The 14,056-nt window shown below is 43.4% G+C and carries 12 protein-coding genes; 10 read left to right on the top strand and 2 right to left on the bottom strand.

The window, feature by feature from the left end; genetic code table 11:
* The first annotated feature begins 22 nt into the window (after window positions 1–22).
* From RIG66_RS17810 to ruvA, 10 genes are all read left to right on the top strand, one after another.
* A complete protein-coding gene (locus RIG66_RS17810) occupies window positions 23–1,144 on the top strand; it encodes an alanine/ornithine racemase family PLP-dependent enzyme (protein WP_446380107.1) in 1,122 nt (373 codons plus the stop codon).
* 195 nt (window positions 1,145–1,339) lie between these two features.
* Complete coding sequence (locus RIG66_RS17805; RefSeq protein WP_446380106.1) at window positions 1,340–1,981, top strand: DUF3386 domain-containing protein; 642 nt, start codon at window positions 1,340–1,342, stop codon at window positions 1,979–1,981.
* A 224-nt stretch (window positions 1,982–2,205) separates the two neighbouring features.
* The gene (locus RIG66_RS17800; RefSeq protein ID WP_446380187.1) at window positions 2,206–2,553 is read left to right on the top strand and encodes a hypothetical protein; all 348 of its coding nucleotides are present in this window, start codon (window positions 2,206–2,208) and stop codon (window positions 2,551–2,553) included.
* A 125-nt stretch (window positions 2,554–2,678) separates the two neighbouring features.
* Window positions 2,679–6,470: a magnesium chelatase subunit H gene (gene bchH, locus RIG66_RS17795; protein ID WP_446380105.1), complete on the top strand. Its 3,792-nt coding sequence runs from the start codon at window positions 2,679–2,681 to the stop codon at window positions 6,468–6,470.
* Window positions 6,471–6,817: 347 nt separating this feature from the next.
* Window positions 6,818–7,132, top strand: coding sequence for a nucleotidyltransferase family protein (locus tag RIG66_RS17790; protein ID WP_446380104.1), 315 nt, complete (start codon window positions 6,818–6,820; stop codon window positions 7,130–7,132).
* Window positions 7,119–7,478 carry a HepT-like ribonuclease domain-containing protein gene (locus RIG66_RS17785; protein WP_446380103.1) on the top strand — a complete coding sequence of 120 codons (360 nt, stop codon included), beginning with the start codon at window positions 7,119–7,121 and terminating at the stop codon, window positions 7,476–7,478. Before RIG66_RS17790 ends, RIG66_RS17785 begins: the two co-directional genes overlap by 14 nt.
* Before the next feature lie 60 nt (window positions 7,479–7,538).
* Entirely contained in the window at window positions 7,539–7,985 is a 447-nt protein-coding gene (locus RIG66_RS17780; protein ID WP_446380102.1) for a hypothetical protein, read from the top strand.
* A complete protein-coding gene (locus tag RIG66_RS17775) occupies window positions 7,982–10,654 on the top strand; it encodes a P-loop ATPase, Sll1717 family (protein ID WP_446380101.1) in 2,673 nt (890 codons plus the stop codon). The genes RIG66_RS17780 and RIG66_RS17775 overlap by 4 nt, the downstream gene beginning before the upstream one ends.
* Before the next feature lie 75 nt (window positions 10,655–10,729).
* Complete coding sequence (locus RIG66_RS17770; protein ID WP_446380186.1) at window positions 10,730–11,482, top strand: sucrose-phosphate phosphatase; 753 nt, start codon at window positions 10,730–10,732, stop codon at window positions 11,480–11,482.
* Window positions 11,483–11,594: 112 nt separating this feature from the next.
* Window positions 11,595–12,227, top strand: coding sequence for a Holliday junction branch migration protein RuvA (gene ruvA, locus RIG66_RS17765; RefSeq protein WP_446380100.1), 633 nt, complete (start codon window positions 11,595–11,597; stop codon window positions 12,225–12,227).
* A 98-nt stretch (window positions 12,228–12,325) separates the two neighbouring features.
* On the opposite strand, the gene RIG66_RS17760 is transcribed toward ruvA, so the two are convergent.
* Both RIG66_RS17760 and RIG66_RS17755 read right to left on the bottom strand, forming a co-directional pair.
* Window positions 12,326–13,513, bottom strand: coding sequence for a YbjN domain-containing protein (locus tag RIG66_RS17760; RefSeq protein ID WP_446380099.1), 1,188 nt, complete (start codon window positions 13,511–13,513; stop codon window positions 12,326–12,328).
* Window positions 13,514–13,667: 154 nt separating this feature from the next.
* Window positions 13,668–14,051 (bottom strand): hypothetical protein, encoded by a 384-nt coding sequence (locus tag RIG66_RS17755; RefSeq protein ID WP_446380098.1) that lies wholly within the window; start codon window positions 14,049–14,051, stop codon window positions 13,668–13,670.
* Window positions 14,052–14,056: the final 5 nt, after the last annotated feature.

Here is a 14,056-nt window from a genome sequence, read left to right as displayed (position 1 = left end):
CGTAATCGTCTGGAAATAATCAATGAAATTGTTTATGCCAAGGATAGAAATTTCCCTATCTAAAATACGGGACAATGCCCGAATGCTATGTGAACTTTATGGGCACAGAGGAATTTCATTGATGGGAGTCTCCAAAGCAGTGCTAGGAGAACCTTCTATTGTCGAGGCAATGATTCAAGGTGGAGTCAGATTTATTGCTGACTCTCGCATTGAAAACATTCAAAAAATGAAAAATGCTGGGATATCCACTCAGTTTGTGCTTCTACGCACTCCTTTCAGTCAGGCTGAAGCTGTGGTTACAAGTGTAGACATTAGTCTAAACACTGAAATCGAGACGATTAAGCAACTTTCCTATTATGCAAAACTACATAATAGAAATCATCAAATAATTGTGATGGTAGAGTTGGGAGATCTGCGGGAAGGGGTACTTCCTGGTGATCTTTCTCAATTTATCAGAAAAACTCTTTCTCTATCCCATATAAAAATTGTTGGTATTGGCTGCAATTTGGCTTGTTATGGTGGAGTAAAGCCAGACAATAAAAATATGCATAAATTGTCTGAACTGGTTAATGACATCAAAAAAGAATTTCAGATTGATTTGGAAATAATATCCGGCGGTAATTCGGCTAATTATGAATGGTATAAATCGGCTCAATATATCGGCAATATCAACAATCTTCGCTTGGGTGAATCCATCCTTTTAGGGTGCGAAACTGTGAACCGAAAAGCGATTCCAGGTTTACACACAGAGGCATTCAAACTCGTTGCCGAAGTTATTGAGTCCAAGACAAAGCCCTCCCTACCATTTGGCGAGATCTGTCAAGATGCTTTTGGAAACGTTCCTAGTTTCTCAGATCGAGGAATTAGCCAGAGAGTGATTATTGCTTTGGGAAGGCAGGACGTTCTGGTATCTAGCTTGAAATCGAAGAAAAAGCTAGAAATACTCGGAGCTAGCAGTGATCATATTATTCTCGACGGCAAGAACCACAACTTACAAGTTGGAGATGAAGTGAATTTTAACCTGGATTACGGGGGTCTTCTGTCCGCGATGACTTCTCCTTTTATTAGAAAGCAATTTATCCTGGCAACTGAAGCTATAATTCCTGTGGTTAAAACGTTAAAAATTGTCTCACCTATAAATTAAAAGTTGTAAGTCAATAAATGGGGTTGATGTTAAAATCTTTGCCGTTTAACTTACATCTTGCACCACTCACTATTTTCCCCTGCTCCCCAGTGGCGTAGTTTACGCAGACAGTACCCACTTGGGGTCTATACAGGCTAGATAGTCCCGACTATGCTAGTTTACAGCAACGCAAAAGTAAACATATAGGAGAAGCAGATGGTTGGAGTTCAAACATCAGCGCGTGATTTCTTTCGGGCGGCGTATGAGAACCGCTACACCTGGGATAAAGATTTCCCCGGTTACACCGCAGATGTGACATTCAAACAGGATGATCAGGTAGTTACAGGGAAGGTTCGGGTTAACCCGGATATGAAAGCCGAAGTCTTCGATGTCGAAGACGAAGACGCCAAGCAAGCGATTCACTCTCAACTTTGGGAAACCGCGATTCACCGGGTTCGTCGTTCCTTTGAAGACACCCACGCAAAGAACACCTTCTCCTTCGGGGATACCGATGAGACAGGTGCTGTGGAACTTTTAATGGGTGGTAAAGCAGAAGGCGATCGCTATAAAGTCCGTGATAATGAAGTAACCCACGTCCACCGTCACATTCACGGTGTTGTCGTTACGATTAACACCTTTAGTTCCCACAACACGGGCGAAGGTTATCTTTCTCACCGTTATGATTCCGTCTACCATGACCCCAAAACGGGTGAACAAAAGGGCGGTAAAAGTGTGTTTGAAGATAATTACGAAAAGGTTGGCGACTATGTTATCCTGACCCAGCGCATTATTCGCACGGAGACTGATGGTAAAGAATCCGTTCAGGAGTTTAATTTCTCGAATATCAAACTTCTGTAAATGGTGAATAATTCCCTAATTTTTCCAAAGTCCGCCTCGGCGGGCTTTGTTTTGTTTAGTTACGCGATTTTAGCCGTTCGAGTTCCCTCCCCTTGGCAAGGGGAGGGTTAGGGAGGGGTCGATTTAGGGAGGGTTAGGGTAGGGTTATAAGGTTCTACGCAGCCGTGCGATCGCCAGCCTTGAACCAACTATAATCAGTGAACAAGAGACTCTCCGGTAAAGACATGACGACAGTTGCTATCTTGCCAGTATCCAATGCGAGCGGTGGTAGACTTTATCGAGCGATTGCAGGTAACAAGCAATCAACAGGTAAAACCGCAGGTGAAGCGCTAGATGCATTGACCGCTCAGTTAGAAGGGAATGAATTAGATACCCTACTAATTCTCCAAAGTTTTCGTCCTGACTGGTTTTTTAGTGCTTTTGAACAACAGCGTTTATCTGAATTGATGAATCAATGGCGAACAGCACGCGATCGCGGACAGACGGTACCTCCAGAACAACAAGCTGAACTCGATAGTCTTGTCGAGGCTGAATTGAAAGCAGCCACAGCCCGAAGTGCAGCTTTGGTGTAGCAACGAATCGCAAAACCTGTGTAGAGACGTTGCATACAACATCTGGAACAATCTAGACAAAACAGGATTTTATCCCCCAGACCCTTTAAGATCGAAGGATGAAGAAATCGTTCGGGCTTGGGTCTATGAAACGCATCGTCTTAATCGCTGGGTTTGAATCGTTCAACGCCGACTTGTACCGCCAAGCGGCTGATTGGGCGACAAAGCGCTGTCCAGACTTGGATATTCGCGTATTTAGCGACCAATCCTTGACCACAGAACCGGATATCGTCGCCGCCGCCCTCCAGGATGCTGATGTCTTCTTCGCCAGTCTGCTGTTTGATTATGACCAAGTATTATGGCTGCGGGAGAGAACGCAACATATCCCCATCCGCCTTGTCTTTGAATCCGCCCTAGAATTAATGAGTCTGACTCAAATCGGGGCGTTTAAAATTGGCGACAAGCCCAAAGGAATGCCCAAGCCGATTAAGTTTATTCTGGATAAATTTAGTAATGGACGAGAAGAAGATAAACTCGCGGGTTACATCAGCTTTTTGAAGACGGGTCCCAAGCTGCTGAAATATATTCCGGCGAAAAAAGTTCAGGATTTACGCAACTGGCTGATTATCTACGGGTATTGGAATGCTGGCGGTTCGGAAAACGTGGCTTCAATGTTTTGGGTACTCGCTGAAAAATACTTAGGATTACAAGTTGGAGACATTCCCCCACCAGTCGAAACCCCCAACATGGGATTATTACATCCCGACTATGACGGGTATTTTACCTTGCCACGGCATTATCTGGAGTGGTATCGGCAAAAGCACAATAATGCTTCCTCCCCATCTCCCTCTAACACCCCCCTTATTAAGGGGGGCTGGGGGGGATCTCTTCCCGTTGTCGGGATTCTCCTTTACCGCAAACATGTTGTCTCTAAACAACAGTATATTCCTCAATTAATTCGCCAGTTTGAGAAGGCTGGATTAATCCCTGTTCCTATCTTTATTAATGGTGTGGAAGGACATGTGGCTGTGCGAGATTGGCTGAGTTCGGCGGATGAAACTGCCCAACGAAAACAGGGAACAATTGATACACCCTCTTTATCCAAAGACGCTGTTGAAGTTGATGCAATTGTTTCTACAATTGGCTTTCCATTAGTCGGAGGACCCGCCGGTTCTATGGAAGCAGGGCGTCAAGTTGAGGTGGCAAAACGCATCCTCACGGCGAAAAATGTTCCCTATATTGTCGCCGCACCGTTACTGATTCAGGATATTCACTCTTGGACGCGACAAGGAATTGGTGGCTTGCAATCGGTGGTACTCTATGCATTACCGGAATTAGATGGGGCAATTGACACGGTTCCTCTGGGCGGATTGGTGGGAGAGGATATTTATCTGATTCCCGAACGGGTGAAACGGTTAACTGGGCGTCTGAAGCGTTGGATTGAACTGAGACAGACACCCACCTCAGAACGGAAAATTGCCATCATTCTCTATGGTTTCCCGCCCGGATATGGGGCGACAGGAACAGCAGCTTTACTCAATGTACCGCGATCGCTCCTGAAAGTCCTCCACGCCCTCAAGCAGCAAGGCTATACCGTTGGCGAGTTACCGGAGGATGGCGAAGAACTTATCCGTCGGGTTAAAGAAGCCGATGAAGCAATGAGTCATGAGGGTTCACCGACAAACTCCGTCAACGTTAAAACCCTAGAAAAATGGCTCGGCTATCTGTTCACCACTCGCATCGAAAAGCAGTGGAAATCCCTCACCGGAACCGGGATTAAAACCTACGGGGATGAGTTGCAAATTGGTGGCATTCAATTAGGAAATATTTGGATAGGCGTACAACCTCCGTTAGGTATTTCAGGTGATCCGATGCGGTTAATGTTTGAACGGGATATGACACCTCATCCTCAATATGCCGCGTTTTATCAATGGCTCCATCATGAGTTTAACCCTCATGCTGTGGTTCACTTTGGGATGCATGGCACAGTAGAATGGTTGCCCGGTTCTCCATTAGGAAATACGGGCTATTCTTGGTCAGATATTTTGCTCGGTGATCTACCCAATCTCTATATTTATGCTGCCAATAATCCCTCAGAATCCATTTTGGCAAAACGGCGCGGCTATGGTGTCCTAATTTCTCATAATGTCCCTCCCTATGGGCGGGCGGGATTGTATAAAGAATTAGTCGCACTGCGAGATTTAATTGCTGAGTACCGAGAAGATCCAGATAAAAACTATGCCTTAAAACCTGACATTTGTCAGAAAATTGTGGATAGTGGCTTAGATGCTGATTGTCCCTTTGATGAGGCGAAGAAATTAGGGATTACGTTCACACCTGATAATGTCCGTTTATTCAGCGCTGAAGCATTTAATCATTATCTAGTCAAATTGTATGAATACTTACAAGTCGTAGAACAACGACTATTTTCCTCCGGATTGCATACCTTGGGTGAACCGCCAAACTCAGAAGCCTTGGCGAGTTACTTAAACGCTTATTTTGGCGACAATGGTGCAGCGGATTTAGTTAAGGAGGTAATGGATAAAATAGGAGATGATAAAACGACTCAATTATCGACAACATCTCTGGTTAAGGATAAAAATGGCAAATCCGATTCCCTTGCTACTGAAATAGAAACAATTGCCCATTTATTACAGCAAAATACTGATGAACTGACCAATCTATTACGGGGATTAAATGGAGAATACATTCCCCCAGCACCGGGCGGCGACTTATTACGAGATGGTGTAGGCGTATTACCCACCGGACGAAATATTCATGCCTTAGACCCCTATCGGATGCCCTCACCGGGAGCCTATCAACGAGGACGAGAGATTGCCAAAAAAATTATCGCCCAACACCTCCAAGAACAGGCAGACTATCCGGAAACCGTGGCGGTGATGTTATGGGGATTGGATGCAATTAAAACCAAAGGAGAATCCTTGGGGATTTTACTCGAATTAGTGGGGGCAGAACCCATCAAAGAAGGAACGGGGCGAATTGTTCGCTATGAGTTACAACCCTTAGCAGACGTGGGACATCCCCGGATTGATGTCTTGGCAAATTTATCGGGTATTTTTCGGGATAGTTTTGTGAATATCATTGAATTACTCGATGACTTATTTAAACGGGCGGCGGAGGCGGAGGAACCCGAAGATCAGAATTTTATTCGCAAACACGCCTTAGCGTTAGAAGCCCAAGGAATCCAGAATAATTCTGCCCGATTATTTTCTAATCCAGCGGGTGATTTTGGTTCCTTAGTCAATGACCAAGTGACGGATGGAAACTGGGAATCGGGAGAGGAATTAGGTAAAACCTGGGAAAGTCGCAATTCATTTAGTTATGGGCGTCAAGATAAAGGACAAGCGCGTCCAGAGGTTCTAACTCAACTCTTAAAAACAACCAGCCAGGTGGTTCAAGAAATTGATTCCGTGGAATACGGTTTAACTGATATTCAGGAATATTATGCCAATACCGGGGGATTGAAAAAAGCGGCTGAGAAACAACGGGGGAAGAAAGTGAGTGCCAGTTTTGTGGAAAGCTTTTCTAAAGATACAACCCCGCGCCAATTAGATGACTTACTGCGGTTAGAATATCGCACCAAGTTGCTGAATCCCAAATGGGCAGAAGCAATGGCAAGTCAAGGTTCAGGTGGTGCTTATGAAATCTCCCAACGGATGACGGCGTTAATTGGTTGGGGTGGGACGGCAGATTTTACGGATGATTGGGTGTATGATCAAGCAGCAGATACTTATGCTTTAGATGCGGAAATGGCAGAGAAGTTAAGACAGGCAAATTCTGAGGCATTTCGGAATATTGTCGCCCGGATGTTGGAGGCAAGTGGACGAGGATTTTGGCAACCCAGTGAGGAAAAGTTACAGAAGTTGCAGGCGTTGTATGAGTTGACGGATGAGGAATTAGAAGGGGTGACAGTTTAAAGATTAGTTTAGGAATGGGTTAACGTACTCATGGGAGGGAGTATGTCACCTTTATAGTGGCGTGGCACACCTTATTTTATGAATTAGATTCGGCTTGTAGTAGGGAACCTTGGTTCCTAGATTCCGTTGGGTAACATGCGTCAACCCAACCTACAACCTTAATGGTTAAATCTATGCCACCATTATAGCCAGTAGGGTGCGTTACGCTTTGCTAACGCACCATTGTTCAATGATTTTGCAGCAGTATTACTCAAAAATTTTGCTGATTTTCGGGTTTACTGTTCAAGGTTTAATATAGGAATATAACGTTAATAAAATATAAGCGTTAAGCCCTTACTACAAACAAGATGACGACGATTAGCCCAAAGGTTGAGGTATCTAGGGAAGAGATTGCTGCATTTTGCCAGCGCTGGCAAATTACTGAGTTTGCCCTATTTGGTTCTATCTTACGAGATGATTTTCGTCCCGATAGTGATGTCGATGTACTGATCAGTTTTGCGCCGGAGGCTAAGTGGAGTCTGTGGGACATCATTAAAATGAAAGAAGAACTGAAAACGATGTTTAGGCGGGAGGTTGATTTAGTGGAAAAGGAGTGTTTACGTAATCCTTTCCGGCGTTATGAAATTCTAAGTACAAAACAGGTAATTTATGCAGCCCAATAGTCGCGAATCGGGTTATCTTTGGGATATGTTACAGGCGGCACGTCGCCTTCAAGAATTTACGGCTGGTTTATCCTATGAAGCTTATCTAGAGAGTATTTTGCTTCAGAGTGCCGTTGAGCGACAGTTAGAGATTCTAGGCGAAGCGGCGAGACGAATGTCAGATGATTTCCGTCAAGCACATCCGGAAATCCCCTGGAGTGATATTATCGGACAACGGAATGTTATTGCCCATCAGTATGAGGAGATTAGGCAAGAACGAATTTGGTCTGTTGTGACTTCCGATATTCCCACGCTGATTACTCAATTAGAACCTTTGATACCACCCTTGCCACCGGAAATAGAATAGTCCTAAAATAGTCCTTATTCGCTAGAAAAATACGGCTCGATCATATCGGAGGACTATTACTTGCCCGATACTTATGATAGACGCTGCCAGCTTGGTGCTTCTCGGCGTCGGTGTGAAGATGCTCAAGTGTTACATGACCAAGGGCGTTGGACAGGTTCTATTTATTTGGGGGGCTATGCCATTGAATGCTCTCTCAAATCTCTTATTTGTGACAGGGAAGGAAAAACTAACTTTAAAGATACTCGTGTATTTAAACAGGGACTATCTGGTTCACAATTACATAGTCTGAGCAAGTTACTGGAAAGTGTACCTGCATTACAACGTGCGATAGAATTAGACCGCACTAATCGTTATCGAGATGCCTGGAATACAGTTTCAGACATTTGGCGTAATGATTCCTTACGCTATTCAGATAAAATGGGAGATGAGCAGGAGAGTCAACGCTTTATCAAAGCTATTAAAGTATTGCATCGGTTTATTTTAGATCAACAAGGGGAGACGTCATGACCCATTCAACTCAATTTTCTCAACAGATTGAAGACCATATTATTAATTCTTTAAAATCTGAAGATACTGAGGCACAGGTAAAAATAAAGCTAACTTCACTAGGATGGTTGAAACTTAGGGTTATTACTCATTTGTTTACAAACCAGCCCTTAGAATGGCGCGAACAAAAAATTGATTCTTTTTTAGAACCTATTAATACTGATTTGGGTCAATACCCCATTGCTGGCTATGAGTTGTTAACTCCCCAAGAAGCAACAGAAAAACCTTCATATACTATCCAATTACCACTGTGGTCAGACATTTTAATGGCTCCAGAATCTGACCAACCGATTCAGATCGATGAAGATAGTCCTAAGCGTCCTTTGATTGTTACTTTTTACTCATTCAAGGGAGGTGTAGGACGTTCTACTGCTCTCGGCTTAGTCGCCAGTATATTGGCAAGGCGTAATCGTCGAGTTGTTATGGTCGATTTTGACCTAGAAGCCCCAGGAATTTCGATTATGTTTCGCTCAGATACAGAAACGTTCAATGGAGAAATATACGGGGTACTGGATTACTTGCACCAACGCTATTTGACTCCTGATCAGAATATTCCTCCCATTGAGAGTTGTGTCTATCCTATTAACTTACCCACTCGTGGGGAACTGTTTTTAGTGCCAGTGGGAGAGTATAATGAAAATTATATTCATCGTTTAGCTGATCTGGATCGACACACTCTAGAAAAGTTCTATCAAGGTGAAACCAATCCCGTTAATCAGCTTATAGAAGATATCAACACTCAGATAAATCCAGATGTGATTTTGGTTGATGCACGTCCTGGATTTAATGATACCAGCGCGATCGCACTTTTTGATCTCGCTGATACGGGTATCCTCTGCTTTTCACCCACAGACCAGAGTTTTGAAGGATTACGCTGGGTTGTAAAAGGGGTGCGGAAACACCGTGACTATCAAGGAAAACCTGATCTTCGCTTTCTGCTTACGCCTATGCCTCTAGTTGCACCAGAACAGCGTCAAACTTGGATCACTAGGGTTGAAGATTGGATTGAGGAAAACTGGGGTTTACCGAGTGAAATGACTGTGGGAGAACTTTACTATGAAATTCCCTATAATCCCAGCATTACAAGTTCATCCAGTTTAATTGATATTTCTAGAAATTTACTGAATAATTATTTGCCAATTGCTGATGCTATTGATGCAAGTTTACCTGATGTAAAGCCTGAACTAGAAAAAGATGAAACTTCAGGAAAACGTGAAGATATTTTAAATGAATTAAGCTTTGATGCAGCAACCGCCCAAGAAATAGAGGCAGATAACATACCAAATATATTTCACCGCACTGAAGATTTTCCCAGATTTTTAAGCAACAAAAATTGGTTAATTCGGGGGGCTAAAGGGACTGGAAAAAGCTTGCTGTTTCGTCTGTTTGTCGAACAAGCCCAAAAAGCGAAAGAATTAGCCCATTCTGAGGTTAATTTAAGCAATGTTAAGTTTTTAGCCGCCCATGGTCAACCTAGATTACCTGGACCCATCCTAGAAAGTAATGATTTAGCGAGTTATGAGCAACAAGTGGGTGAGAATAGTTGGTCAATTTTTTGGCTAAACTATGCTCTGTTGCAACTGTGTTATTCTATACCAGAATTACGTTCACTCCCTGAATTAGATCAACAGTTAGTTGAATTAGTAGATCAAGACAACCCTCCCCATTCTCCAATCGTTAAGTGGTTAGTCCATCGAACTCAATCTCCACAAGCTTGGTCGCAAGCGGCTGATGAATTACGAGCGATTGACCGCTGGTTGCAAGAGAATAAACAGGTCGTATGGCTGCTTTATGATGAGTTAGATGCTGGTTTTGGTTCGACTCCAAAAGACTATGTTCGTCGAAAACAAGCACTTGGAGCGTTACTGGCTTGGTGGCTGGAGAGTGGGACAAGTCTCAGATGTATTGTCCCTAAAATATTTTTACGGGAAGATATTTGGAATCAACTTAACTTTACCAACAAAGGGCATTACACTGGGCGATCACTCCAACTCCGTTGGGATGAGGCTGATCTCTGGAGACTTGTGCTACGCCAAGCTTTAACCAGTTCGGCTACTCTTAGCCAATTTTTAGAGCAAAAATTGGGGGTAACAGTGGAACGACTAAATGCCATTGAGCTAGAACAACTTCGGACTAGCTTGTATCCTCTCTGGGGTGAGCGGATGGGACGGACGAAAAAAGCGTATACTTATCATTGGGTGCGGACTCGTATTGCTGACGGTCAAAAGAACTGTTTTCCGAGAAGTTTAGTATTGTTATTACAAGAAGCAGTTAAACGGGAAAAAGACTTCTCGACAGAGTATAGTAAAGAGATAGTCCTGCGCCCCAAAGCTTTGATTGATTCTTTTCCCTATGTTTCCGAACAACGTGTTGATGAATTCCGCAACGAGTATCCTGAACTTCAAGTTTATCTGGATAGATTACGAACTGAACGTTCTCCGATTGATGAAGAGAGACTAGGGGAAATTTGGAAACTGGAGGATAACGAATTAACGGAAACTATCAGGGATATGATCGAAGCTGGTATTCTCACAGAACGTTCTCGTGCCAATGATCCGCCGCCTCGTGTCTATGCGGTTGCTGAACTGTACCTGTATGGATTGAATATGGTTCGCAAAGGACAACGTTAACATTGCTTAATTTGGCTAATCCCACACTTATGGGAAATAATGCAGGTGCAAACTCTAATCATAAACGAGATTGTGATGACTGCATTTTTATTCATAACCGACTTAGATAACACTCTAGTTGGCGATGACGATGCCCTTAAGGAACTGAATCAGCAGTTAGATCAGCATCGCCAAGACTATGGTACTAAGATAGTCTATGCTACCGGGCGATCGCCTGCCCTCTACCGGAAACTGACTAGCGAAAAGTCCCTGCTGTCACCGGATGCGCTGATTACCTCAGTTGGCACCGAAATTTGCTTCAATCCAGAGGAAGAAATCGTTGATCAAGAATGGGCGGATATGCTGGCACAGGGGTGGAACCGGGATGCGGTTGTGGCTATTGCTGCCCATTTTTCTGATCTTGTGCTGCAACCTGAAACCGAACAGCGCCCGTTTAAAGTCAGTTATGTGGTAAGTGAAGAAATTTCCTCAGACGTTTTGCCCCGTCTTGAATCCTCTTTAAAAGAAAAAGGGTTAGATGTCAAGTTGATCTATAGTGGAGGTCAAGACTTGGACATTCTACCTCGTAAAGGGGATAAAGGTCTAGCGGTACAATTCCTGCGGAACAAATGGGACATGGACGCCACAAAAACCGTTGTCTGTGGTGATTCTGGTAATGATATCGCCCTGTTTAGTGCTGGGGAAGAACGGGGTATTCTGGTGGGAAATGCTAAACCTGAACTGCGTCAATGGTATGAGGAAAACAAAAAAGATTACCATTATTTCGCTCAGGCAGATTATGCAGATGGTATATTAGAGGGTCTGCATCATTTAGGATTTCTGGTTTAGGAATTGGGGATAGGAGAAGAGGGAACAGGGAAGATCGCCAACAGTGTAGAGACGCGCCATGGTGCGTCTCTACTGATGTAACGGTCAGTCTAAATTTGGATACTTATAATTAATGATTAGTTATCTCAAGGGAACAGTCGCGACGATTCAGAAAGGGAATGGGAATCGAGTTACTCTGATTCTAGAGGTGAACCAAATCGGGTATGAGGTGCAAATTACTCGACAGCTATCCCAAGAGGTTCAGATCGGATCAGAACAAGTGGTACAAGTCTTTACTCACCTGCAAATCCGGGAAGACCAACAAATCCTCTATGGCTTCGCATCCGCCGCCGAACGGGATTTATTTCGCCAGTTGGTGAGTGTGAGTGGTATTGGCGCCCAATTAGCGATCGCACTTATCGATACCCTGGGACTACAAAGTCTGGTTCAGGCGATTGTCACCGGGAATACTCGCGCCTTAGCCAAAACACCGGGAGTGGGTAGCAAAACGGCTGAACGCATCGCCTTGGAACTGAAAACCAAGTTATCTGAATGGCGAAAATTCGCGGGTGTGGAAACCCCAGCCAGTGCAACGGGACCCTCCCCCGCTATTTTAGAAGATGTGGAAATGACCCTATTAGCCCTAGGGTATGAAACCGCCGAAATTACGCAGGCGCTGAACGCGATTAGTCAGGATGCACTACTGGCGAAAAACCCCAACGCCGAGGAATGGATTCGACGCGCGATCGCATGGTTGAGTCAGTAGCTGTGGGAGTGATTATCTCCGGTCAAATACCCTGCGTCAAAATAGCCTAAACTCCTTATAGCATGGCAATTATGGGCAATCATCAAGACATGAGCGGATCAGGATTCGATTTGTGCGATCGCCTCCTCTGGTGACATACCACTTTCAAGGACTAATTTAATCCCTGGTAGGTATTCATCCATCATTGTCACGTTGGCATAAACTAATCGTTTGAGTAAGGCTAAACTGAGTCTATCGCCTTCAACATCAATACTGGTTTTGTAGCGAATCTCACCATCGGTGAAGTCTAATTCAAAATTACCAATCATCATGCCATAATTGGCTCTAGCGATAAACTCTCCCAGAATTCGACGCTTGGCTTTTGGCACTTTTATCGGGCAAATTGAGTAAAAAACAAATTGCTCTTCGTCTTCTCTCGCTTTAGCGTAACAGTTCCAACTCCCATTGTCTCCCTCAAATGCCAAGTACAAAGCAGGTTCTCCTTGAATTTTGGCATAAGACCAATCATCTTCTGTAAAGAAGTTGACCATTGTCTGGAAAATGGGTTGGGTTGTAATAGTGTCTTGAGGTGTTGGTTCTGGCGTATCTTGAGCTAATTCTTGAAAAAAGTTAGATATTGAGCCGATTGTTTCATTGGCAAAATCTTTCGCAACAGTATCCAGACTACCACCGACTAAATCTGTAAAGAAGTTGGTAATAGCTTGAGATATTTCTTCAGAGTCAGATGTTTCTTTGGATAGGGCTTGGGGACTAAGATAAGACCAAAAGGTACGATAGCCTGTTTCCCCTGATTCCTGTGGCTGTTTGACGGATAAAGCTAACCAACTTTCGGTGGATAGTAAGGAGTAGGGGGATTGGTAATTATCGGGTGATTCGTCAGTTTCCTGTGTTCCAGATTTTTCATTAGTAGACTTGGATGTTAGTTCAGGTTGCTTTTGGCTAAGGTTTACAAGGTAGGTTGCGACTTCTTCAGCGTTGGTGGCTTTTTCGAGTAGGAGGGGAAGTAAGTCTGGTTTTAGGCTAGCTTCGATTTGGATATCAGGTGAGGGTTGGAAGTCGCCGTTGGTGAAAGGGGTGCGGACTTCTGGTTTGAGGTTGAATAAGGCTTCAGTGTCGATGCGGTGGTAAAGTTCGGGGGTTACTTGGAAGGTGAGACGGCATTCGATGATTTCTTCGTCCTGCTGGGTTAGGGATAGGGAAACTGAGTAAATGGTTAGGGAAGATTGAAAGTGATTGCGTAAAGTTAGTTCGTTGTTTAGTTGATATTTATCCGTCTTTTTCATCATCAGCTAGTAGAGCCAAAATTACGTAATCAGTTGTAATCCATTTTTTAAAATAGTTAGACACTAAATAACTTAATATTTACTTATGAATTGTTGTTGTTAAATTTATTCACAAAAAACTTTCAAACTATGTATTAATATTTCTTTCTTTTTTTAATTAAATTAACCGCGAAATTTCTTCATCATTAATACCTTGAGTAATTAAATTGAAGCACTGTTCAATAACAGCACAGATTTTATATCTATCTCTTGACTCTAATTTAAGTATCACATTATTCCAATTTCCTCGAAGTAATGTAATACGGTAACAACCATTCGGATCTGATTCTGGATACCAGCCAAGATCCAATGCGTATCCATTGTGATCGATAATCCAAGTTGTTCCGTTGAAGCGGATAGGTTCAATTGATAATAAATCCTCACTATAGAACTCGTCATTAACAATACAACCATTATCAATAACTGGATCTTGATCTCCAAAAGAATTATGAATTACAGCCCAACCACTAGGAATTTTGAGTGGAAATAGTTTTGTATACATCACGT

The organism is Coleofasciculus sp. E2-BRE-01, from assembly GCF_040221695.1.
Taxonomy (GTDB): domain Bacteria; phylum Cyanobacteriota; class Cyanobacteriia; order Cyanobacteriales; family Coleofasciculaceae; genus Coleofasciculus.
This window is presented reverse-complemented; position numbering and strand designations above follow the sequence as displayed.